Below are 23,655 nucleotides of genomic sequence, written 5' to 3' on the forward strand. Positions count from 1 at the left end.
CCGATCCAACCTCTCCAGCGGCCACGCACGACAGTCTATGATTTAGAATTCATGCGATTCTTGGCGGCTTGCTTGCAGCATTGACGCTTGATATCGGCGGGAATTATGCTGACGCTCGCTGCTTGGACAAACCAGAAGACTTAACCCTGATGAATCAGATTTTCTAATTCATGCCGAGTCGATTGCCTCCCCTTAACGCGCTGAAGGCATTCGAGGCCGCTGCCCGCCACCTCTCGATCAAACTGGCCGCGGAAGAATTGTGCGTGACGCCGGGGGCCGTCAGCCAGATGATCCGGGTTCTGGAGGAAAATCTCGGCGTGAAGCTCTTTGAGCGGGTGACGCGAGGGATTTTTCTGACTGACGCGGGCCGCGATTATCTGCCATCGATACGCAATGCATTCCGCCAGATCGCCGGTGCATCCGAGCGGATCGCAGCCCAGCTGGATTCTGGGCTGCTCACTGTCAGCACCACGCCCTTTTTTGCATCGGCATGGCTGGTGCCGCGATTGTCATCCTTTCGAACGGCGCAGCCCAGCATCGATCTGCAGATCGTCACCAGCAATGCACTGGTTGATTTTTCTCGCTCGGACACGGATGTTGCGATCCGCCATGGGATGGGCCGATATCCCGGACTTCGCAGCGACCGCGTCGTCACGGTCGAGATGATCGCCGTGGCCACCCCCGATCTGATCGACCGAGCCGGCCGTCCGAACCGGCCATCGGATCTCGTGCGTTGGCCGCAGGTTCACGATGCCGAACGAAAGGGCTGGAGCCTGTGGTTTGACACGCACGGCGTTGCTGAAAGGACGACTGCGCGTGGCCTCTCCTTCGATGACAGCGGCCTCTTGCTAAAAGCGGTGCTCGCCGGTCAAGGCGCGGGACTGCTCCCGGCTGCCCTGCTTGAGGATGAACTGCGCGACGAGCGTTTGATCCAGTTGTTTCCGCCCGCTCGAATGGAGGAGTTTGCCTATTATCTCGTCTGTCCGGACAACCGACAGCAGCAGCCCAAGATCGCAGCGTTCCGGGATTGGATCTTGAACACATGACGGCAAGAGGGGACGGAGTTACATCCTCAGGTACTGACTTCAGCAGAGAGTAGATATCCACGCTTCAACTGACCAAGGCCCCGTTAGGGTGGTGGGAAATTGCCATTGGCGACAGCGGGCTAGCGCCAAATGCTGACATTGGACTGACGCCCAAAAGCAGACCTTCTTTAGACTGGCGTTGGTCTCATGGAGGCAAGCGGCCGATCCGGGCGCGATAGGCTTTGGTTCGTTACCGTGAGTTGAACAGCTTGGGCTTAGCTCCTCCGGTGGCCCGATGCGTTCCTGCCTGAGGAACGCAGAAGTCCTCGTTACGAATCTAGTGTTCCTCGTTGAGAGCGGCGATTTTCTCCTTGTCCCCGGCAGAAGACATGAGGTCGGTGCTTGAGGACAGGGCGAGGCGCCTATGCCTTGCCACTTATCGAGACGGCGGAGAACGACCATGCACAAGAATGTTTACACTCCCGAGAATGCAGCGATGCTGCTGATCGATCATCAGGTCGGCACTATGTCGTGGACCCACTCCCACGACATCAATCTGGTCAAGGCCAATGCTGTGAAGTTGGCGAAGATCGCGGTCGGCGCCGATATCCCGGTGCTTCTGACCGTCAGCATGGAAGATCATGCGCAAGGGCCGCTCATTCCCGAGCTTCAGCAGATCCTGCCGGAGGCTTACGCGAAGCGCATCAAGCGGCCCGGTATCGTCAATGCGATGCATCACGACGGCTTCAACGCTGCGGTCAAGGCGCTTGGCCGCAAGAAGCTGATCGTCGCAGGGATCACGACCGAGATCTGTGTCCTCTTCCCGGTGCTGCAGATGTTGGACGAAGGTTACGAAGTGCAGGTGGCGGCAGATGCTTCGGCCTCCTACACCAAATATGGCGACGACCTCGCCTTGCGCCGGATGGAGCGTGCGGGCGCGGTGATCATAACGCATGACCAGTTGATTTCGGAGCTGGCCGTCGACTGGAGCACGCCACTGGGCCAGCGCCTGTCCGGCATCCTGGCTTATCACTGAGCGCTACTTGCCGCGCTCGTAAGCCCTTCCGGCCGAGAAGCGATGTCGTCGGCCCGCTTTCAGCTATGGCCATCCGGGCGGTATCGTACCTGCTCGTATGGCCATGGCGAAGACGATGGGCCTCTCTGGCGTTCGACCGAACCCTTCGCTCCCCCGTCATTTACCGCGCGGCGCCGCAACTCCTGAACGAAGGAACACCCCATGAAGGCGATGACCGTTGGTTCCCCGGCAACCCTGGAGACCCTGGGTTTCAGCGAAAAGCCGGACCCAGGCCAGCCCGGAGAAGGCGAGATCCGTGTCGCATTGCACGGTAGCTCACTGAACTTTCACGATTTGGGTGTGGTCACGGGACGCATGCCGGCGGAGGCTGGCCGTATCGCGCTAGCGGATGCCGGTGGAACGGTCGAGGCTGTCGGAAACGGTGTCACCGAGTTCGCAGTGGGAGACCGGGTGGTTTCCTGCTTCTTTCCCGACTGGCAAGACGGCGCGCCGACGATCGGCAATTTCGCGCGCACGCCCGGCGATGGGATCGACGGCTTCGCGACCGAGTTCGTTGTCACCCGCGCGACCGCCTTCACCCATGCGCCGCGCGACTATGATCATGTCGAGGCCGCGACGATAACGACGGCCGGTTTGACGGCATGGCGAGCCCTGATAGCCGATGGTGGTTTAAAGGCTGGCGATACCGTGCTGCTGCTCGGCACAGGCGGGGTCTCTATTTGGGCCTTGCAAATCGCAAAGGCGATGGGTGCGACCGCGATCGTCACGTCCTCGTCCGGCGAGAAGCTTGAGCGTGCACGCGACCTCGGCGCCGACCATGTCGTCAACTATCGGGAGGTGAAGGGTTGGGGCCGTGCTGTCGCGGATTGGACCGGTGGCCGGGGCGTCGACCACGTCCTTGAGCTGGGCGGTGCCGGCACTCTCGCCAACTCGATCGCGGCGGTCCGCGTAGGCGGGCACATCGCGCTTATCGGCACTGTAACAGGCGTCGCGGGCGACGTGCCGACCGCCGCACTGATGGCCAAGCAGGCGCGATTGCAAGGCTTGATCGTCGGATCGCGGCGGCAGCAGCAGGAGTTCGTGCGCGCCATCGATGTGACCGGAATCCGTCCGGTGGTGGACCGGCGTTTCCCGCTCGGCAAACTTGCGGAAGCCTTCCGCTTTCAGCAGTCCTCCGGCCATTTCGGCAAGATCGGCATCGAGTGGTAGGTCATTTCGCAGCCGGCCCGATCCTCTCGATGAGGATTTCCGTCAGCACCCTCACTTTGCGCGGGAGGTGCTGACCGGGCGGGCGCACGACGAAGATGCCAACCGATGGCAGCGACCACTCGATCATGATCGGCACCAGCCGGCCCGCCGCGACATAGCGCTCGGCAATCAACTGCGGCAGTGCCGCGATCCCGATGCCGGCCGCGGTCGCCTCGGCGATCGCCACGGCGCTGTCTGCCTTGAAGCGACCATGCGGGTGAATTTGCGTGACCGTGCCGTCGCGTTCGAATTTCCAGCTCTCCGTTCCGATCATCACCGCCGAATGACCGGCTACCTCCGCGGGAACCGATGGTGCCCCATGGGCGACCACATAGTCGGGGCTGGCAAAGAGCCTGACGGGCAGCGTGCCGATGCGTCTCGCCACCAGGTTTGAGTCCGGCAGATAGCCGACCCGGATACCGCAGTCGAAGCCCTCGCTGATGAGATCGACATAGCGGTCGTTGAACAGAGTGTGGACGTGCAGAAGCGGATGGCGCTTCGCCATCTCGGCAAGGACAGGCGCAAAATATTCGGGGCCGAAGGATGACGGTGCCGCCAATCGCAGCAGTCCGCGCAGTTCGCCCGAGGGCATGATCTCTTCGCGCGCGGCATCCAGCTCCGAACATATCCGAGCGGCGTGCTCCCGAAACGTCACTCCGGCCTCGGTCAGCGCCGCACCGCGGGTGGTTCGCGCCAGCAATTGTGCCCCCAGCTCTTCTTCCAGCCGCACCAGACGCCGGCTGACGATCGACTTGGCCAAGCCGAGACGCCTCGCGGCAGGCGATACCCCTCCGGCGTCAGCGACTTGAACGAAGGTCCTCAAATCGTCGACATCCATGGCGTTCCTCTTGCCGAAACTCAGCTGACCGTCAGACGTGGCTACTCGCCCGCATACAGCAACGCTACCTCTTCTGGCGAGAAGTCCATCCCGGACCTGAGGAGTGTCATCATGCAACCGACCAAAATCATGCCGTCGATCACACGGGGCGACTGGAAGCACGGCTTCGGCATCAAGGTGTTCTATCCGGGCTCCCTGTCGAACGAGGTCGACAGCGGCATCGGCGCGATCGGCCGGATTGACCGCGCTCAGATTCAGCCCGGACACATCATCGGAATGCATCCGCACAAGGATGACGAGATCTTCACCTACAAGAGGGCGGGCCGTATGCTTCATCTCGATACCGTCGGCAACCGCGAGGAGGTGACGCCCCGCCGTTTGATGATGATGAACGCCGGGCATAGCTTTCAGCACGAGGAACATGTCCTGGGCGACGAGCCCACGCAGGCGCTCCAGATCTTCCTGCGTCCGCGCGAGGGTGATCTGGAGCCGAAGGTTCAGTTCCACGAGATGGATGCGGAGCGCAGCGACGATGCCTGGCGGCTTCTCGTTGCCCCGCAGGGAGCGGCTTTCGAAGTTCGTTCGCAAGCGTGGGTTCGAGATGCGCATTTGCACGCCGGTCACACTCTGGCTTTGCCCGACGTCATAGCGCCCGGTTTCGTCAGTCTCCTCTTTGTCTTCTCAGGCAAGGTGCGCGTCGGCGACCTCGCGATCGATGCTGGAGAACTCTACCATCTTGGCGACAGCGAGGCTGGCATCGCGGCGGTTACCGACGCAGACATCGTTCTGTTTACCACTGATACCACGGCTCCGGTCTTCAAGGGCGGCATGTTCAGCGGGAACGTCGCGCAGGCATGATCGAGCGGCCGATATCGGGCCAATATTGGGCGTTTCGCCTGGATGGCCAGGCGCATGTGAATCGGCCATTCTTCCACGTCGCGTAACAATGAACTGCCGAGCTTGAGCATTCTGCAAGAGTGAAACCTGCGGCACCTTGGCGATGCGGATCGGGAACAGGCCCGTCCATCATCGCAGGAGTGAGCCGTGAAGCTCTATCATCATCCCCTTTCGGGCCATGCCCACCGCGCCCGTCTCTTCGCTTCTCTTCTGGGGCTGCCGCACGAACTCGTCGAGGTCGACCTCAAGGCCGGCGCGCACAAGAAGCCCGACTTCCTCCGGATAAACCCGTTCGGTCAGGTTCCCGCTCTAGAAGACGGCGAGGTCGCCATCGCCGACTCGAATGCCATTCTCGTCTACCTGGCCAAGAAGGCAGGACGGAACGATTGGCTTCCAGACGATGCAAAGGGCGCCGCCGCGGTCCAGCGCTGGCTGTCGGTCGCTGCAGGCGAGGTCGCCTACGGTCCGGCTGCCGCACGGCTCATCACGGTATTCGGGGCCAAGTACAACCCCGAGGAGGTCATCGCCCGCGCTCATGTGCTGCTGGCGAGGCTTGAGAGCCGGCTCGACGGTCGCGATTGGCTCGTCGGCGACGGCCCCACCATCGCGGACGTGGCGATCTACAGCTATGTTGCCCGCGCGCCGGAAGGCAATGTCGATCTGACCGGCTACCCGAATGTCAACGCGTTTCTGCGGCGCGTCGAGGCCCTGCCCGGGTTCGTACCCTTTGTGCAGACCCCCGTCGGCCTGGCTGCGTGACGATGTGCCGGAGCGCGCCCGCCGGCGCGCCCGGACCTTTCATTCGAAGGAGCGGGGACATGGATACGACACTCGCGAAGCTGCCTGTATGGCATGAGGGAGAACGGTATCTGCAGGAAAAGGCCGGCATGGCCGAACGCATGGCCGTCGCCGGGCAACGGGTGGTCCGTGACTTCATGCCGGACCAGCACCGCGAGTTCTATGCGCAGCTGCCCTTCATCGTGCTCGGCAGCGTCGATCCTGCCGGGGATGCCTGGGCAACGTTCATCGAGGGGCGGCCCGGCTTCATGTCGTCACCGTCGCCGACCGTTCTCGATATCGCAGCACATCCGGCCGCGGGCGATCCGGCGGCCGAGGGCATGGCGGATGGCGCTCCCATCGGGCTGCTCGGCATCGAAATGCATACCCGCCGCCGCAACCGCATGAACGGCTTCGTCTCGACGTCCGCCGCAGGCCTCAGCGTCGCGGTCGACCAGAGCTTCGGCAACTGCCCCCGCTATATACAGTTGCGGGATTTCTCGTTCAGCCGGGAGCCCGACATGCAGCCGGGGTTGATTGCCGAGAGCCTGGCGTCGCTGGACGATGCTGCGCGCGAGACGATACAGCGTGCGGACGCGTTCTTCGTTGCCTCCTATGCCGATCGAGGAGATCGCCGCCAGGTGGACGTCTCGCACCGCGGCGGCAAGGCCGGCTTCGTCCGCGTCGGCGAGGACGGAACGCTGACCATCCCGGATTTCGACGGCAACCTGTTCTTCGCCACCCTCGGCAACATTCATCTGAACGGTAAGGCCGGGCTGCTGTTCGTCGATTTCGAAACCGGCGATGTGCTCCAACTGACGGGAGACGCGGCGCTTGTTCTGGACTCGCCGGAGATCGCCGCCTTCCAGGGGGCCGAACGGCTCTGGACCTTCAAGGCGCGCCGGATCGTCCGACGCCGCGCCGCGCTCGCCCTGCGCTGGAACTTCCGGCAGAACGGCTGGTCTGCGAACTCGCTGATGACCGGCGATTGGGAGCAGGCCGCCGACCGGCTTCGGGCGGCGGAGCTGGCGACGCGCTGGAGGCCAGTGCGCATTGCGAGGATCGTCGACGAGAGCGCTTCGATCCGATCGTTTTATCTGCAGCCCACGGATGGAGCGGGACTGCTCGCTCACCTCGCCGGGCAGCACCTCCCGATCCGTCTGACGCCCAAAGGCGCCGAGCAGCCTGTGGTGAGAACCTACACCATGTCGGCAGCACCCTCAGATGGCGTCTACCGGATCAGCGTGCGACGCGACGGTCTGGTCTCGACCCATCTGCACGACAATCTGCGGGTGGGCGATACCATTGAGGCGCGCGCGCCTGCAGGCTCCTTCACCATCGACGCACGAGCGACACGTCCTGTCGTGATGCTGGCGGGTGGCGTCGGTATCACCCCGCTGCTCGCGATGCTCCGGCACATCGTCTACGAGGGGGTGCGCAAGCAGCGCATCCGGCCGGTCACCATATTCCAGGCCGCTCGTACCAAGAAGGATAGGGCATTCGACCACGAGCTTTCCGAGTTGGTCGCGGCTGCACAGGGTGCGGTCAAGCTGGTGCGCCTTCTCAGTGATACGACCGATGCAGAGCCAGAGCGTGATTACGACGTCTCGGGCCGGCTGGACGTGGCTGCGCTGAGTCGCTTCCTCCCCTTCGGCGATTACGACTTCTTCCTCTGCGGTCCGCCGTCCTTCACCCAGGCCCTGTATGATGGCCTGCGCGGCCTCAACATCGCAGACGACCGTATTCATGCCGAAGCCTTCGGACCGTCGTCACTCAAGCGCACGGCTCCGGCAGCCCCGATCGAGATCGCTGTCAGGCCACAGCCCGCGACGCAGGCGGTTCCTGTCGCCTTTACGGAATCGCTCAAGGAAGCCCGCTGGACGCCGGGCTCCGGCACGCTCCTGGAACTGGCCGAGGCGCGCGGGCTGGAGCCGGCATTCAGCTGCCGCGAGGGCCATTGCGGCACATGCCGGACCAAGCTCGTCAAAGGCCGTGTCGCTTATGTCCGGGAGCCTGCGGCCGCATTGGAAGAGGGCGAGATCCTGCTCTGCTCGACCGTTCCGGCCGAGCCGGAGGGGAGCGGCGACAACAGGATCCAGCTAGCGGTCTAATCTCATCCGCCGTCATTGCTGTCTGGCGCGCAATAATCCCTTCCGCCTTTCGAGCATTCAACACGATGGCCCAACCGATCATTCTTCAACTCAGACGAGAGCGGTTCTCTCGCCTTCAAAACAGGAGAAACATCATGTCCTACATCCCGACTCCCGCGACGATCGAAGAGGCGCCCGAAGGCTCGCAACCGATCCTCGAGACGATCCGCAAGCAGATCGGCACGGTGCCGAACATCTTCCGGCTGGTTTCGACCAGCACCGCCGCTCTGACGGGCCTCACCGGCTTCCAGGCCGCCTTGGGCAAGGGCAAGCTTGCACCGGCGACTCGCGAGCGGATCGCGCTGGCGATGGCCGGCGTCAACGGCTGCGATTACTGCCAGGCGGCGCACACCTATTTCGGCGGCAAGTTCGCCAAGCTCAGCGACGATGAGATTGCGGCCAATCTGGAGGGCACCTCCCAGGATCCCAAGGCGGCTGCGGCGGTCGCCTTCGCGCGGGCCCTGGTGGTCTCGCGGGGATCGGTCGGCCCGGCCGCGCTCGATCAGGTTCGGGCCGCCGGGTACAGCGATGCCGAGATCCTCGAAATCATCGGCCATGTCGCTGTCAACACCTTCAACAACTACGTCAACGAAGCGCTCGGCACCGAGGTCGATTTCCCCCTCGTCGAGCGTCTCGCGGCCTGAAGTCGACGGCCGGCGCGCTCGATGCGCCCGGCCGCCGCTTTCCACCCAATTCCAGGAGATTGAAAATGTCCCGCCCGCCGCTGCCGCCCTTCACTGAAGAGAGCGCCATCGAGAAAGTCCGCCTGGCTGAAGACGGCTGGAATACGCGCGATGCCGCCAAGGTCGCGCTCGCCTACACGCTCGACACGAAATGGCGGAACCGGGCGGAATTCTGCAACGGTCGCGATGAGGCCCAGGCCTTCCTGACCCGCAAGTGGAATCGGGAGCTCGACTACCGCCTTATCAAGGAGCTCTGGGCCTTCCGCGGCAACCGGATCGCCGTGCGCTATGCCTACGAGTATCATGACGACAGCGGCCAGTGGTTCCGGGCTTATGGCAACGAAAACTGGGAGTTCGCCGAGGATGGGCTGATGCGGTCGCGCCATGCAAGCATCAACGAAATGCCGATCAGCGAGGCCGAGCGCAAGTTCCGCTGGCCTCTGGGCCGTCGCCCTGACGATCACCCCGGCCTCAGCCATTTCGGCTTTTGAAATCCTTCGTTCTTGCGGAGACGCGGCCGTGATTCCCGATCCAATCAACGAGCGCGTTCGCGTCTCGATTGAGCTTGCCTTGATTGAAGGCCCCGATGACCCGTCCGCATATTGGCAACAGTATGCGGACGCCAAGCGGCTCGGGATGAGTGAGGCTGAGATCGACATTGCAAGAGAGGGGCGGAGCTTCGATGTCCAGACCGCTACGGTTCAGGCGGTCGCGATCGCGGCACTGTCCGAAGATGAGGCGCTGCGAGCTGCCGCTCGCGCGAGGGCGGAGAGCCTCGGCCTGTGCGAGGACACATGCCGAAAGATCGAGACCTTCGCCAGACGCTTCATCGCGACATTCAAACAAGGCTCGGCCAGCAGGGCGTAAGCCCATGGCGGCCCAGTTTTGCGCAACCTCTTTGCGACCCGCTATAGGCTGCTGACAGCATTGCAGCGGGCAGACCGGCCGTAGGGGGCAATTGATGGATCGCTGGCAGGCCATGCGCATCTTCGTGAAGGTAGCGGAGACCGCGAGCTTTTCGGAAAGCGCGCGCCAATTGCATATGAGCGCGCCTGCCGTGACGCGCGCCGTGGCTGCCCTGGAAGACGCCATCGGCGCGCGCTTGTTCGTGCGCACGACCCGATCCGTAAAGCTCACCGAAGCCGGCGACCGCTACTTCGACGATTGCCGCCGAATCCTCTCGGACATCCTGGAGGCGGAAGCTGCGGCTGCAGGGTCCTATGCGACGCCCTCAGGAACGCTCGCGGTCACCGCGTCGCTCCTGTTCGGCCAGATGTACGTCCTGCCGATCGTCACGGATTATCTTGACGCCTATCCGACCATGGCGGCAAGGACCCTGTTCCTGGACCGCCAGGTCAATATCGTCGAGGAAGGTATCGATGTCGCGGTCCGGATAGGGCATCTCGCAGATTCCGGCTTCACCGCAGTGAAGGTCGGCTCGGTTCGGCGGGTTGTCTGCGGCGCCCCGTCCTATTTCGAGAAGCATGGTGTCCCAACGACCCCCCAGCAGCTCAAGGACCATCGGATCGCGGCCTCGACGAGTGCCTGGGCTTCGCCGGAGTGGCGGTTCGCTCGCGACCAGCGGGTCACCGTCCATCCCTCGCTTCAGTGTAATACCAACGACGCGGTCATTGCGGCCGCCATTGCTGGGTGGGGGTTGACCCGCGTCCTGCATTATCAAATCGGTCCGGCATTGTTGGATGGACGCCTCCAGGTCGTGCTCAGCGACGACGAAGAACCGCCCTTGCCGATCCACGTCGTGTATACGGAAGGTCGCCAAGCCCCGGCCAAGGTACGCACATTTGTGGACGCCGCCGTGACGGCGCTCCGCGCCAACCGTCTCCTGAACTGATCCCCTGCCAGGAAGGCCAGTTCGGCCCGTTCATTGCCGTCCGGGCCCCGTGCGCCAACCCTCACCCCAAAATGGAGCGCGGTTCCAGGAATGCCTCCAGTCCGAATGAGCCGTACTCGCGTCCGATACCCGACTGCTTGAAGCCGCCGAAGGGCGCGTGCGGTTCGTGTTTCGCTCCATTGATGACGACGCGGCCCGAATGCAGCTGCGACGCAATGCGCCGGCAACGCTCTGGGTCGGTACCGATGACATAATTCTGAAGGCCGTAGTCCGTGTCGTTTGCGATGCTAATCGCGTGGTCCTCGTCACGATAGGGCAGAACGCAAAGCACCGGTCCGAATATCTCCTCCCGTGCGATCCGCATGCTGTTATCGACCTCGCCAAAAAGCGTCGGTTTGACGAACCAACCGCTATTCAGGCCGTCGGGCCTGCCTTCGCCACCCGCGAGAACGCGAGCCCCCTCTTGTGGGCCGAGCGCGATGTAAGACTGGACGCGCTCCCACTGCCTGGCGCTGACCATCGGGCCTATGCGCGAAGCCGGATCATTGCCGGGTCCGACCGACCAGTTCGCCAAGCCTGCCACCAAGCGCTCTTGCATCGTCGTCAGCTTGTGTTCCGGGACCAGAATGCGCGTTCCTGCGATACAGGCCTGCCCGCTATTGATGAAGCCGTTGGCGAGCACTTGAGCCGCGGCAGCGTCTGGATCGGCATCGTCGAGAACGATCTGCGCGCCTTTTCCGCCTAGTTCGAGCGTGACCCGCTTCATTGTATCCGATGCTGCGCGAAGGATCGCCCGCCCGGTCTCAGTCGACCCGGTGAATGTAATTTTGGCGATGTCGCGATGACGGGTCAGAGCGTCCCCGGCCAATGCTCCAGTCCCGTTGATGATGTTGTAGACGCCGTTCGGCAGTTCGGCCTCATCGAGCGCCTCCGCGAGCACCTGCGTCTGCCAGGCGCTCATCTCCGAAGGCTTGATCACGATCGAGGTGCCCGCCGCGATGGCTGTGGCGAGCTTCGAGCAGATGAAGCCGAGATTGCTGTTCCAGGGCGTGACAGCGGCGGCCACGCCAACCGGGCGCATCTCGACCAGTGCCGATCCGATTTGGCGCTGCCAAGGATAGGCCTCGACCGTTCGTGCCATGTCGAGGAAGACCTGTCCTGCCCGGCTGGCGCTGGCCTCCACGAATGGCGCGGGTGCGCCGTATTCTTCGCTCATGGCCTCGGCGAGATACGCGCTGCGTCGCGAGACGACATCCGATAGCCGATGCAGCATCGCGACGCGCTTGCTGTTCGACATCGTCGAAATCTCCGCATAAGCGGCCACAGCCGCTCGAACCGCTGCATCAACATCCGCGGCATTCGACAAATGGACCGTGCCGATCTGCTCCTCCGTCGCGGGGTTGAACAGCGGCCCTAGGTCAGTGCCTTGCACCGGCACGAAGCGGCCATCGATATAGTTCTGATTGATTGTTCGCATCGAAAGCTCCTGTGTCTGGCTTTCGATATGCAGGGCGACGTGCGATGAAAGAAGCCACGTCAATCTCATCGGATCAATGAGAAGAATCGAGCAATGAAGCTGAGCTTTGCGGAGGCCGAGGCGGTTATCGCCGTGGCGCGCCATGGAGGATTCCGCGCGGCCGGGCGCTCGCTCGGGCAGACCTCGTCTGCGCTGAGCCATGCCGTCGCTGGTTTGGAGAACCGGCTGGCGGTCAAGCTGTTCAATCGCACGACCCGGAGCGTCTCGCTGACGGCAGCCGGTGAGCAATTCGTCAACGGCATCGGTCCGGCCCTCCAGTCGATCGGTCAAACGATTGACGAACTCGGCGCGGAGGCGAGCGAGCCGTCGGGGACGTTGCGCATCACCACATCCTTGGGCGCAGCGCGCATGATGCTGGAGCCGATCCTGCTCGCCTATTCGACACGCTACCCCAAGGTGACGCTGGAGATCGCGACCGATGCGGCCTTTGTCGATCTTGCGGACGGATCGTTCGATGCCGGTGCACGGCTGGCCGACGCAGTGCCCCCTGATATGGTCGCCGTGCCGATCTTTCCCTGGCTCAGGATGATCGTCGTCGGTGCGCCCAACTATTTTGCAGAGCGCCAAAGGCCTTCATCCCCGCTCGACGTGGCGAAGCATCAGTGCATCCATCATCGGATGGCCAACGGTCGCCTTTATCGGTGGGAGTTCGAGCGCCGTGGCGAAGCAATGACTGTCGATGTACCAGGCGTGCTCATCTTCGACGCCACAGAACTCGCTCTATCCGCTGCTCTGGCAGGCGTCGGTCTCGCCTACGTCGAGGAGACTTCGGCCCGCCCGCATGTCGAAGCTGGCCGGCTCATCGAGGTGCTTAGCGAGTGGACGCCGCCTTTTCCGGGCTTGTCGCTGTATTTCTCTGGGCGCCGGAACATCCCGCTGAAGCTTCGCGCGCTCATTGATCTGATCAGAGAGGGAGGCCGATAGCTTACGGCACATTAACAGAGTGGGATGAACGAGAAGCGCCAGAAGCAGAACTTTGGTGTCCGCCCGAAAGCGGACGTTCCGGTTTCGACCCTTGTCGAACGCTCGACTTCCAGCTGACACAGTCCGGTCCCAACAGTGAAGCGGACCAGATGACAACTTGACTTCGGCGTCGCGCCCGTTTCGGTCGTGTCGAGGAGCGGCGATTAATCCTCAAAGCTGCCTTTTGCTCCCCCGTTCACGGGTGGCGCTGGGACCATATCGACGCAGAAGTGCCGCAGACGGATCGACGATCTATCGAGCGCTTAACGGCTCCCTCATTGATGGTGAGCCAATATAACAGCGTCGACCTGCCCGCGCTGAAGCAGCTCCGACTGGGACGACTACCCCCGCGTAGTCAATCTCTCTCATATTCCTAACTCGGCATCATACTCGTCGTCAGCCAAGCCCTCGGCCTCGTTCCCGAGCAGGATCGCGCGCTGGCGGCGGGAAGGCTTTTCGAAGGTCTCGAACCGCGGAAGTGCGTGAAGCCCATCGACATCCGAATGGAACAGTCGCGTGAAAGCGCGACGGCCGCCGAAACCGTCGCTGTGAAGTTTGCCGAAGACGCTTTTCTCCCCCGCCACCGCCCATATGGCGGTCAACTCCTCGCGCGCGAGCATCCCAAGGAACGCGGCGCGATCGACCAAGGCCGCGCTTCGTCCGACGCGGTGCACCGAGGGATCCATGAACACCACTTCGCCTCCCGCGTTGCGGTATTCGATCGACCGGCCATCGGAGAGGTGCAGGCCGAGCGCGTCGATCAGCCAGCCGGCGGGCAGGTTGAGGGCGATGTTCTGCGTGATCGAATAGTCGTAGCCGTTGCTCTCCGCAGTATATTCGGCGGTGGGCGGTCGCACGGCCAAGGCGGGCGCCTGCCAGTCGCCGCCATTGGGCCGCCACTCGATCCAGCCATGGTCGCTGCGGTCGGACCAGGCCCAGGGATGCTCGCCCAGATGCATATGATAGCCGTCGGCACCGCCGACCGGCATGTCGTGATGCCCGGTCATATGGATGCCCTTGAGGCGGGTGAGCAGTTGCCCAAGATCGGCAGCGCGGACGATCGTGCAGCCGATCCTGCGCCAGGATTCCGAGCGTACCTGGTTGCGATCCTCCTCCCATATCTCGAACCCGGTGAGCACGAGCCATTGGCGGCCGTCCTGGTCGATGACCTCGATATTCTCTGGGCCATCAAGCATCGCTGCGCCCGAATTGAGCCAGGCTAGCGCTTCACCGGGCGTCGCTGCCTCGATGGTCGGACGATAGGGCGCCCAGAAGCTCGCGTCGCGCGGCCGGCGCCAACCGTCGTCCTCGGTGCGCTCGCGCAGCATAGACGGGTCGATGTCGCGCAGCCGGCTCGGTCCATCCTCCTCTTCACGGGGCAGCACCGCAAGATTGTCCTCCATCCGCGCCGCGAGCTCATAGGTCGCGAGCCATTGATACTTCTTGCCGATCCGCTCGACCTCGTGGCTGTTGCGGCCGGTGCCGATTCGCCGGTCGAATTCATGGTGCAACGCCTCGGACCAGCCGAGGTCGTGCGCGCGCCACGCCACCCAGCGGCGTGCCCAGGCCAAGTTGAACTCGGCCGGTCCGCGTGCCGCGAACCCCTGGTACATGCCTTCGTCGCGCCAGGTCTCGGCGCGCGCACGCCAGTCCTCGAACCGCTCGGGGCCGATGGTGTCGCGAAAGGCGCGCTTCGCCGCGCGCAGATCGTCGCGGCGGTCCGCATGAACCGGGCCGTTCCGATCCCCCTTGATCGCGGCGGTGGCGGCCTGGAGGGTGGCATGGGCGGCAAGCTCCTCCTCGCCAGCGCCGGCGGCGAACTCGGCAAGCCACTGGCTCCTCAAGTCCCCGGCGGTGGGCAGCGGGTCGGTGCCGCGCAGCGCCGGGCTGAAGCGGCGAGCGATCGGATCGAGGACATACCGCGCAAAGTCGCCGTCCTTGAGCGAGCTGACGATTGCATCGCGATGGCGCTCGCCGTCCTCGCCATAGGCGACCTTGAACGCCGCCATCTGCTCCTCGGAGATCTTCTCGATCGGCCAAGCGCTCGAAAAGGCCGGTTTGGTCGATGCCAGGTCGAATTCGGCCGGCAGCGCGCCCTGTGCCGCGGCATAGCCGATCATGCCCGAGGCGTGGTCGCGAAGCAGCTTGTTGGCGGGCGGCCTGCCGCCGGCGAACAGACCGTCGTTCAGCATTCCGGCGACGGTGCGCAGCTCCTCCATGCTCCAGCGCCCCTGCATCGCCGCGCCGAACAGCGCGGCGGCGAGCCGCTCAACGACATAGAGATCGTCGAGCCCGGCGAAGGCTCGCCAGATCCGCATCGCCAGCGCGGCAAGGTCGGCGAACAGCACGACCAGCGCCTTGGTCGCCTTGTCGCGCAACGCCCGGCGCGTTGCAGTGAGAAACCAGGTGAGCTGAATAGCAGTGAGCTCCGCGCGTTCGGGCGCGATGCCGGCGGGATCGGCCGCGCGGACCCAGTCGATCAGGTGAAATGCCGCGTCGGGTGATCGGGCGAGGTGGATCGTCCAGCGCGCATCACGCGCGCCCATCGGTATCGCGCGAAGTTCGGCGTCGAGATGGCGCGCATTGTCGGGATGGCCGGGCTCGGTGGCGAGTGCGATCAGCGTATTGTAGCGCAGGGAATCACTGCCGACCGCATCGACCAGCTCCCAGGTCCGCGCGGTGAACGCCTCGAGTCGGCGCGCCTGGAGGCTCTGCGCGAATGCATGGTCGGGTGCGAATGCAGCCGGCAGGCCGGGGAGGTCGGGCAGCTCGATACCGAAATGCTCGGGCAGTTGCACCGCCAGCGCTTCGAGCAGGCCGGGGACGATCCAGCTTTCGTCGTCGTCAAGCGCGTCGCGCAGGGGCGTTCCGACGGCGCAGAGTGTAGCCGCGCCGCTGCCGTCACTGCGCGCGAGCAGGTCCGCCGCGACCGCATGGTCGCCCATCCGCTCGAAGGTGAACCGGACCGCCTGGACCGTTTTGCCCGAAGCGGTGAGCATCGGATCGACCGCGAGCATCCCTTCATTCTCGAGCTGGAAGAGCAGGTCTTCGTCGGCCGACCGGCCTGGATGGACGGCGCGGACGATCGCCTCGGCGCGGTCAAGCTGGAGGTCCGCGCGGCCGATAGCGGCCATCTCGCGCGCCAACCCGGCGAGCGCCGCCGCGGCCGGACTGCGGCCGGGCGGCACCTTCAGTTGGCGCTGCACGCGGCGTACCACCGCATCGGTATAAGCGCGGAAGATGTCGGTCACGCCGCCCAGCCCGCGTGCCAGCAGCGTCTCGCCTTCGAACTCGAGCGCATCGCAATAAAGCCGGAGGAACAAGGGAGTCCGGAACTCGGCGACCTGATGCGGGGTCTCGGGCAACGTCATCCCGCGCTGCCGCAGATAAGCGCGCACTTCCCCGACCGAAAAGCCGCGATGCTCGACCCGAGGCAGTTTCGCTGCGTCGAGCGTGTCGGGGATCACCAGCTCGAGATAAGTGGTACGGCACGAAAGGACGACGGCGATCCAGGGAAATTGCCTAATGTCGTGGAGCAGGCCCGGCAGCCGCTCCGGCCAAATCGCCTGTCCGTTCTTCTCGTTGAGCGCGTCAATTGCGATCAGCGTGCGCACCCCCGCCGCCTCGCCCGCGGCATTGAGCGCGCCCAGGAATTGGCTGACCTCGAGATGACGGGGAAGGTCGAGCCCCTTGAGAATCTGGCTCCAGGGCTCGTCGTCGGCGAGTGTGCCGCCTAGGATCATCAATGCCGGACGACCTGCGGCCAGTTGATGCGCGCAGGCGTCGGCCAGGAGATGCGACTTGCCGCTACCGGCGGCGCCGTTGACCAGCAGCGACCGCCGGTCCAGCAGCGCCCAGTGCGGCCGGCGAATCTCGGTCAGAATGTCGCGAAGCCGTGCCGCCAGGTCCGACACGGCAACCATCGCCGCACTGGGGTCGCTGTCGCCATTGGCGGCATCCAGCGCGTCATGCAGCGCAAACGCCGCATCGGCCGCGGCGCGCACCGCGTCGCATAGCGCCGGGGCCGGAACGAGCCCGGACCGGGCGGCGGCATGGAGCGCAGTCACGGCGGCGGCGCTCGCGTCCGCGGCCGGCGTCCCGGTTATCGGGAACGCGTCTTCCGCGGCGCGGCGAACCGCATCACCGAGCTGCTCGAGTTCCGCATAGAAAGCGGGGTCGCCGGTGACGGCGCGGATCGCACGGCCGATCGGCAGATCGACATGGCCTTCGGAATCGTAACGCTCGCCGAGTCCGGCCCTGGCGCGCGCGAACTTCCCGTCGAACCAGTCGCCGGTGAAAAGCTGCTGATCAAACCAGAAGGCGACGCGCCCCGCCGCGCGCGGATTACTGCCGGTCAGCCGCTGCCGCAGGGCATGGGCATCCCAGCGCTCGATCTCAATGGCTTGGCCCGCTTTGCAGGCCTGCTTAATCCGATCGGCGCGCCAAGCATCCCACTTTTCCAACGCAGTCGTCGTGCCGTCCTTGCGGGCATCGGCGAGATCGAAGGGGAAGCAGGCGATGAACTTGCACATCTTGGGATGCTTGACCAGCGCCGTATCGAGCGACTTGCCAAGCGAGCGTAGCATCGAGTCGATGTCCCAGTAGAACTTGACCTGCCAGCCGATTTCGGAGTCGTCGGCGAGCGTCTCGAAGCATTCGACGCCGGCATCGCCGCCGCGGCCCTTCCGGTCAAACCGTACTCGGTCGGGCGATGTCTCGTCCGAGGCGAGGTGGCAGCACAGCTCCTCGAACGCGTCGGCCTGGTTACCGTGCAGACGGATCTCGTTGAAATCAATATCGGGCAGGGACATGTCGGCTCCTCGGCAAGCCTATCATCAAGGGATTCGGTGACCTGCCACAACGGTGACGAGCGCTAAGCATTAGGTCGCTATCGAAAGGTTGCTCTACATTGCCGAACGCAGGCCTTCTGATTGTCCGCCTATGCTGCCGCGCACCTGCAATGCGGTATGGCTGAGAACGGCCAGATTGCGTGATCAGAACAAGGTCGGAGCACTCGCATCCGCGTCCGCTGTCAGGGCTGGAGCGGACACTCATCGTCCGCGCCTCCTACGGCCGCTTTCCACCCACCTCGGTCATCGCTGCTTTTGCGCCAAAGCGGGCTTCAGCGTCCTACCCGACATACGACATTCGCGGATCAGGTCGACGGCCGGTTGGCCTCTGGCGATGGACCGCTCTGGGCACGACATCGGCGGCGCTCACTACACGCAACAGTAACGCCCAGCATGCAAACCGTCGCAATGGTGCCCCCTTGGCGGTCTGCACTGCACTAACACAGGACCGTATAATGAACCGACTACAGTCGCAGAGCGCGCTCTTCGAGGACATCGCCGTGAAGGCACTGGCCGCCGCGGGCTACGACGTCAAGCGCCAGGTTCAAACCAATGTCGACGGTCGCATGTTTGCCATCGATGCCGTCCTTCTCGGGACGGATGGTGCTAGATATCTCGCTGAGATTAAATGGACGCGGCGAAATCCGGTACCGCTGCAAATGCTTCGTGACTGGGCCGCTCGTCTTGCCGCTTACAAGGTGTCGACTCCTGAGGCCCAGCTCGTGCTCGTCGTGTCGGGGGTTGCTGACGCGTCCCATCGCGATTGGATTCAGCAGCAATTCGATGTCAAAATCTGGGATGGAGAGCGTCTGAAGATCTTCGCGCGCGACGACAGCAAGCTGCTCGCCGAGCTCCTGGCATCTGATGATGCAACGAAGGAACTCGAAGCAGATAGGGTGGGCAGTCGCGCTTCGGGGAGCGACGAGACCGCGCCTCCCGCGCAATTCGAGAGCGAAGAGAGGCCACCATCCAAGACACCCGGTGAAGCTCTGATCGCCCGGCTCGCCGCCATCCCGCCGGGCAATTCAGGCGCAAAAGCCTACGAGCGGGTCTGCATCGAGATCATCGATTATCTCTTCGGTGAGCATCTGGTTGACGCCCGTCCGCAATCGAGGACGGAAGATGGCCTGAACATCTTCGATGTCGTCTACCGCGTCCGACCGAGCCATAGTTTTTGGAACACGCTTACTCGCGACTTCAGAGCTCGAGTCATCATGTTCGAGTTCAAGAACTATACGGACCCGGTTGGACCGCAGCAGGTCTATACGACTGAACGCTACATGAGCGGCTCCGCCATGCGGCCGATATGCTTCCTGGTCTCCAGGCAAAAGCCGCACGATCACGCTGAACTTGCCGCCTTCGGCGCAATGCGGGAGAGCGGAAAGCTGCTCATCTTCCTAAGTGATGCGGATTTTGAGACGATGCTGCGCTTTCGCGACGCGGAGATCGCTGCGTTCTACGCAGGCAAGACGGTAGAAGATGACCCGTCGCTCGTTCTTGACCAAAAGATATATCGCTTTCTTGCGACGATGGGGCGTTAGAGGCAAGTTCTTTCGATCTATTCAGCGGCTGGATGCAGTGCGCTCGAAGCGGGCCATACTTTCGGGCGTTAGCGTGTTGATCGAAAGCAGACCTTGCCGTGTGGCGCCTCTCGGTCGAAATCGACTTCAGCGTGTTGTTCGGACCGATAGTGGCTCGTAGCCGGGTAAGGCGCCGGCATTTCACACAGCGAAATCGCAAAGAGGGCACTTCGGCGGCCTACGATCACAGCTGCGTGGCCGCAGATCAGGCAGCTTGCAGGCTCTGCGTGCATGGCCATTACTTTACGTTGTATTCCATCTTTGCCTACGGCAGATTAGGCCCAATGGCCTGGGGGAAACGATGGCAAAGCCACCTGCAAAAGCAGAAGAACCATTCGCGCTGTCGAAATCGAAGCTTAAGAGACTGATCGTCAAGAATTTCAGGTGCATCGGGCCGAATCCCGTCAGCATCGATCTGGATGACATCGTTGTGCTCGTCGGCCCCAACAATGCGGGCAAGAGCACCATTTTGCGCGCCTATGAAGTGGTGATGTCGCACGGCAGCACCGACGGCCGCCTCAAGATCGAAGATTTTCCTCGCGAGATGGTCGATCCGGACAATCTGCCGGAGATCGAGCTGCAGACCTATGTCTGGGACGATCTTCCGGCAGCACAATGGCTCCATAAAGAGGAGAATACGGACCATATTTACATCCGTGAGCGCTGGCGCTGGGAGACGCAGGACAAGGATCCGAAGCGCCAGGGGCGCCGTGCTGCTGCCGAGGACTGGGATGAGCAGGTACCATGGGGCGCACCAAACATAGCGAATGCCCATAGGCCGTATCCGCACCGTGTCGATGCATTTGCGAGCCCGGACGAGCAAGGTGAGAAGATCTCCAAGATCATGCAGGAGATCCTCACCGAACGGGCAACCCGCACAGCAGGTGAAGAGGCGTCGACGATCGAAACCCTGTCCAACGAGATCCGCCGCATCCAGCGCGAGATCGTCGAGCAGAGCAGGGAAGACATTACTGGGCTCGAGGCGTCCTTGAGCTCCTATATCGGCGAGATCTTCGGTGGATTCAAAGTCCAGCTCGACACACGGCCCGACCAGTTGGCGAGCAACCCGGTCAGCCTGTTCTCAGCGAAGCCAGTCATCCGGATGGGGCCGGACGGTGGCCATATGGCGCCGCTCGACAAGCAGGGAAGTGGTGCGCGCCGCACCTTGCTGTGGTCGGCGCTGAAGCTGGCCGCTGAGCGCCAGCCTGCGCCTGCCAAGAGGGGCAAGAAGGCAGCCGTCGTGGAGGAGGCAGCCGAGGGTGAGGTGCTTCGGCGGCCGCATGTCCTCCTGCTCGATGAGCCTGAGATCTGCCTGCATCCTTCGGCCGTGCGTGATGCCTGCCGGGTGCTCTACGACCTGGCTGCGGCGGGCACGGGGTGGCAGGTCATGGTCACCACCCATTCGCCGCCCTTCATCGACGTCTCACGCGACAACACAACGATCGTCCGCGTCGAACGCGGTCAGGACGGCGCGATCGCCGGCACGACGGTGTTCCGGCCGGATAAGGTGAAGCTCACACCGGACGAGAAGGAGCTTCTCAAGCTCCTGAACCAGTGGGACCCGTATGTCGGTGAGCTGTTCTTCGGTGGCCGCACGATCGTCGTCGAAGGGGATACGGAGTTCTCGGCGTTCCGAGAGCTCGTCAACGCCGACCCACAACGCTACCGCAACGTCCATGTGGTCCGCGCCCGGGGCAAGTACATCATTCCGATCATTATTAAGATCATGAACCATTTCGGCACCCGCTATGCGGTGCTGCATGACACGGACCGGCCGCTGACTAAGAAGGGCAAGGCCAATTCGGCGTGGGCTGCGAATGAGCGTATCCGGGATGCGGTAGCGGCCGCGCCCGACCCGGACCGTGTGCGCCTGGCGGCGAGCACGATCGATTTCGAGCATGCGATGTTCGGCACGTCGGCAACGAGCGACAAGCCTTTCCAGACGGTGATGACGATGCGTGCGGAGGCTGTCGCCCGCGAACGCGTGCAGTGGGCCTTCGACTACCTGTTGTTCGAACGCGAGGACGCACCTGCAGGCGTGCTGGCGTGGAAAACGGTCGAAGAGCTCGAGCTGGCGGTCGCCGCAGAGCCCGCGATCGAAGAGCAGCCCGCGGCCGCGCCGGCGCAGCCGATCATCGAAGGCGAACCCAGGTAGGGCGGTGCACGACCGGCTGACGCTTCCCTATGTGTGGGGCCAGAAAGCGATTCCTGTCGTGCTGCGGCGCACGGGCAAAGGCGAGCAGCTGCGTGTGCGCCTGCCTTTCGCCGAGAACAATCGGCAATGGCTGCAGAATGGCCGCCGCAGCAAGCCGGAATGGGTATCGGACGAAGCCTACTGGCAGATCCCGAAGGCCTGGTTCAACGACACCGTCGACCGGGCTCTCGCGCGCTTCGGCAAGGTCTATATCGTGCAGCCGTATCGCGAACAGGAGATCTGCTCCTCTTCCTGCCAGAACGCCACGGGCCATATCTGCCAGTGCTCCTGCATGGGCGAGCATCACGGGTCCGGCAATGATTGCAGCTGGTTTGAAGTGTCGGACGCGTTCTCCACGCGTTGGGGCGAGCGCTATCTGGCGTGCCGGCTGCTGAGGAAGAGGTAGCGCCTCATGGACATCGACGTTCGACGCCATCGCCGCGCCGAGATCGCAATGCACGGTCTCAATCACGCCGACGACGAGTACACGCTTTATTACGACGAGACGAACAATCACCGTCTGGTGCGCATCACCGATACGGGTCTCAACAACGAAGCAAAATGCTTTGTACTCGGCGGGATCGGGCACCGTGGGCCTCCGCGGGAACTCAATTTTCCGGCACTGCGCGCGGCGCTCTACCTGCAGCCCACCAACCGCGACCTGAAGCTCCGTCATCTTGGCTCGGGCGACTTCCTGAGGCTGTTAGGAAGCGTGAAGGTCGGCACGTATCTGCAATGGCTCGAGGACGAGGGTTTTTACCTGCATCTCCAAGCGATCGATCCCATCTTCTGGTCGATCGTCGACATCATCGACTCCATCTTGGCTGAGGCGCAAGACGATCGCCTGAACGAGATGATCTGGCCACTCAAGGACACGCTCAACACGTTGGTTCGCGCGGACCTGCACGCGATTATCGACGTCTTTAGGCGGTTCGATTATCCCAATGTAGGCGCAACGCGACGGTGCCAGTTCCTCGAAATGCTGCTGGAAACAATGGAGCCTGGGCGCTCGCTTTGTCCGCCCTTCGCGTTCCAGATGCTGAAAGGTGTATTGCAACTCGGCAAACAGCTCGACCGTTTGCCATTCCTTGAAGACGAGACACCCGGGGAACTGGTGGCCCAGTATCGCGACTTCTACATGGCGCGCTTGAGCATGATGATCAACGCGCACCATGTGCTTGATGCCGAGGACCAAGTCAGCCGCGAAGTTTCGACGTGGCGCTTCATGGATGGCGATCGCCGGCTCGACCATTTCCGGTTTGCCGTATCGCATGAGGAGGTCGGCATTCAGATGTCGGACCCGGTGGTCGGCCTGATTGGAAAACTATGCGACTTCATCATCGTGCACAGTGAGGCTGAACTGGTCGAAGCACGCGCGGAACTCAACGATCGCCAGCGATCCTCGCTTGCGACGCTATCGCGATTACTTGACCGGTCGCTCGATGAAAGCGACATATTTGCTAACTTCGTCATGGCGCCTTCACATCAGCGCAGGCTCTGGGCGTTCCTGGACGAGTAAGGGGCTAACAGGGCCGCCCGAAGCTGGTGCGACACCCGATGGGCTATTTCGGTCAATACTGAACGTTTTGCTGCACCTTGTATTGCTCCCGCATGTCGTAGGTCAGCGGTTGATGCCGTTATTATAAACGAGGGACAGCGACGTGATGAGCGATGCGCCCGGAGGTGCATTGGCAACCTTGCCGAGGACATAGCTGGTCGCGTGATAGCATGCGTCAGTTCCATCCGGTTTCTAGAGCTGATCCCCAGGAACCGCCCCGGGGGGAACGCTCCAAATCAGGGGCCTAAGGCCCCGGTTTGAATTGCTCTAACCTAATGATGGATGCTCGCCGGCATTAGACGGCGATCGCCGATAGGGTCTATCGGCCGGGCAAAACAATCCCGGCCAGAGCTCAGCCCGTACCCTGGTTCCTGAAAATCCAGTTCATAGCGGTGCGGGCGTCGTTAGCCGGATTGCGTGAACGAAGGTTAGATCGCTACCGTTACGCACCGTTCGTTGCGCAGCAG

The 23,655-nt window shown here is 63.1% G+C and carries 18 protein-coding genes and 1 pseudogene; 16 read left to right on the plus strand and 3 right to left on the minus strand.

Going from position 1 to position 23,655, the window contains the following annotated elements; translation table 11 throughout:
• Positions 1 to 170: 170 nt before the first annotated feature.
• From gcvA to AB4Z10_RS15375, 3 genes are all read left to right on the plus strand, one after another.
• A complete protein-coding gene (gene gcvA / locus AB4Z10_RS15365) occupies positions 171 to 1,046 on the plus strand; it encodes a transcriptional regulator GcvA (protein WP_061971254.1) in 876 nt (291 codons plus the stop codon).
• Positions 1,047 to 1,485: 439 nt separating this feature from the next.
• Entirely contained in the window at positions 1,486 to 2,061 is a 576-nt protein-coding gene (locus AB4Z10_RS15370) for an isochorismatase family protein (RefSeq protein WP_142022880.1), read from the plus strand.
• A 201-nt stretch (positions 2,062 to 2,262) separates the two neighbouring features.
• Positions 2,263 to 3,270 (plus strand): zinc-dependent alcohol dehydrogenase family protein, encoded by a 1,008-nt coding sequence (locus AB4Z10_RS15375; protein WP_142022879.1) that lies wholly within the window; start codon positions 2,263 to 2,265, stop codon positions 3,268 to 3,270.
• A gap of 1 nt (position 3,271) precedes the next feature.
• Here AB4Z10_RS15375 and AB4Z10_RS15380 read toward each other — a convergent pair whose 3' ends face one another.
• A complete protein-coding gene (locus tag AB4Z10_RS15380) occupies positions 3,272 to 4,147 on the minus strand; it encodes a LysR family transcriptional regulator (RefSeq protein ID WP_142022878.1) in 876 nt (291 codons plus the stop codon).
• Positions 4,148 to 4,258: 111 nt separating this feature from the next.
• Here AB4Z10_RS15380 and AB4Z10_RS15385 point away from each other — a divergent pair, with 111 nt between their 5' ends.
• The 7 genes from AB4Z10_RS15385 (at position 4,259) to AB4Z10_RS15415 (ending at position 10,506) form a co-directional block, all read left to right on the plus strand.
• The gene (locus AB4Z10_RS15385; protein ID WP_142022877.1) at positions 4,259 to 5,005 is read left to right on the plus strand and encodes a pirin family protein; all 747 of its coding nucleotides are present in this window, start codon (positions 4,259 to 4,261) and stop codon (positions 5,003 to 5,005) included.
• Between the two features lie 186 nt (positions 5,006 to 5,191).
• Positions 5,192 to 5,803, plus strand: coding sequence for a glutathione S-transferase family protein (locus AB4Z10_RS15390; protein ID WP_142022876.1), 612 nt, complete (start codon positions 5,192 to 5,194; stop codon positions 5,801 to 5,803).
• 59 nt (positions 5,804 to 5,862) lie between these two features.
• Positions 5,863 to 7,932, plus strand: coding sequence for a 2Fe-2S iron-sulfur cluster-binding protein (locus tag AB4Z10_RS15395; protein ID WP_142022875.1), 2,070 nt, complete (start codon positions 5,863 to 5,865; stop codon positions 7,930 to 7,932).
• A gap of 134 nt (positions 7,933 to 8,066) precedes the next feature.
• Positions 8,067 to 8,615: a carboxymuconolactone decarboxylase family protein gene (locus AB4Z10_RS15400; protein WP_441471248.1), complete on the plus strand. Its 549-nt coding sequence runs from the start codon at positions 8,067 to 8,069 to the stop codon at positions 8,613 to 8,615.
• A gap of 65 nt (positions 8,616 to 8,680) precedes the next feature.
• Complete coding sequence (locus tag AB4Z10_RS15405) at positions 8,681 to 9,145, plus strand: nuclear transport factor 2 family protein (RefSeq protein WP_142022873.1); 465 nt, start codon at positions 8,681 to 8,683, stop codon at positions 9,143 to 9,145.
• Positions 9,146 to 9,173: 28 nt separating this feature from the next.
• Positions 9,174 to 9,521, plus strand: coding sequence for a hypothetical protein (locus AB4Z10_RS15410; RefSeq protein WP_142022872.1), 348 nt, complete (start codon positions 9,174 to 9,176; stop codon positions 9,519 to 9,521).
• Positions 9,522 to 9,615: 94 nt separating this feature from the next.
• On the plus strand, positions 9,616 to 10,506 hold the full coding sequence (locus AB4Z10_RS15415) for a LysR family transcriptional regulator (RefSeq protein WP_441471249.1): 891 nt from the start codon (positions 9,616 to 9,618) through the stop codon (positions 10,504 to 10,506).
• Positions 10,507 to 10,567: 61 nt separating this feature from the next.
• On the opposite strand, the gene AB4Z10_RS15420 is transcribed toward AB4Z10_RS15415, so the two are convergent.
• Positions 10,568 to 11,983, minus strand: coding sequence for an aldehyde dehydrogenase family protein (locus AB4Z10_RS15420; protein ID WP_142022995.1), 1,416 nt, complete (start codon positions 11,981 to 11,983; stop codon positions 10,568 to 10,570).
• 93 nt (positions 11,984 to 12,076) lie between these two features.
• Between AB4Z10_RS15420 and AB4Z10_RS15425 the strand changes: the two are divergent.
• Positions 12,077 to 12,208, plus strand: a pseudogene (locus tag AB4Z10_RS15425) (LysR family transcriptional regulator); the annotation flags it as partial.
• Between the two features lie 186 nt (positions 12,209 to 12,394).
• A complete protein-coding gene (locus AB4Z10_RS15430; protein WP_441471349.1) occupies positions 12,395 to 12,967 on the plus strand; it encodes a LysR substrate-binding domain-containing protein in 573 nt (190 codons plus the stop codon).
• Between the two features lie 404 nt (positions 12,968 to 13,371).
• On the opposite strand, the gene AB4Z10_RS15435 is transcribed toward AB4Z10_RS15430, so the two are convergent.
• Complete coding sequence (locus AB4Z10_RS15435; protein ID WP_441471250.1) at positions 13,372 to 17,817, minus strand: NACHT domain-containing protein; 4,446 nt, start codon at positions 17,815 to 17,817, stop codon at positions 13,372 to 13,374.
• A gap of 494 nt (positions 17,818 to 18,311) precedes the next feature.
• On the opposite strand from AB4Z10_RS15435, the gene AB4Z10_RS15440 reads away from it, so the two are divergent.
• The 4 genes from AB4Z10_RS15440 (at position 18,312) to AB4Z10_RS15455 (ending at position 23,149) form a co-directional block, all read left to right on the plus strand.
• On the plus strand, positions 18,312 to 19,397 hold the full coding sequence (locus tag AB4Z10_RS15440) for a hypothetical protein (protein WP_441471251.1): 1,086 nt from the start codon (positions 18,312 to 18,314) through the stop codon (positions 19,395 to 19,397).
• Between the two features lie 340 nt (positions 19,398 to 19,737).
• Positions 19,738 to 21,591 (plus strand): ATP-dependent nuclease, encoded by a 1,854-nt coding sequence (locus AB4Z10_RS15445; protein WP_441471252.1) that lies wholly within the window; start codon positions 19,738 to 19,740, stop codon positions 21,589 to 21,591.
• Positions 21,592 to 21,595: 4 nt separating this feature from the next.
• Positions 21,596 to 22,036, plus strand: a complete 441-nt coding sequence (locus AB4Z10_RS15450; RefSeq protein WP_441471253.1) for a hypothetical protein — start codon at positions 21,596 to 21,598, stop codon at positions 22,034 to 22,036.
• A gap of 6 nt (positions 22,037 to 22,042) precedes the next feature.
• Complete coding sequence (locus AB4Z10_RS15455) at positions 22,043 to 23,149, plus strand: DUF3800 domain-containing protein (RefSeq protein ID WP_441471254.1); 1,107 nt, start codon at positions 22,043 to 22,045, stop codon at positions 23,147 to 23,149.
• The last annotated feature ends 506 nt before the right edge of the window (positions 23,150 to 23,655 follow it).

This window comes from Allobosea sp. RAF48, from assembly GCF_052114025.1.
In the GTDB taxonomy this organism is placed as follows: Bacteria; Pseudomonadota; Alphaproteobacteria; order Rhizobiales; family Beijerinckiaceae; genus Allobosea.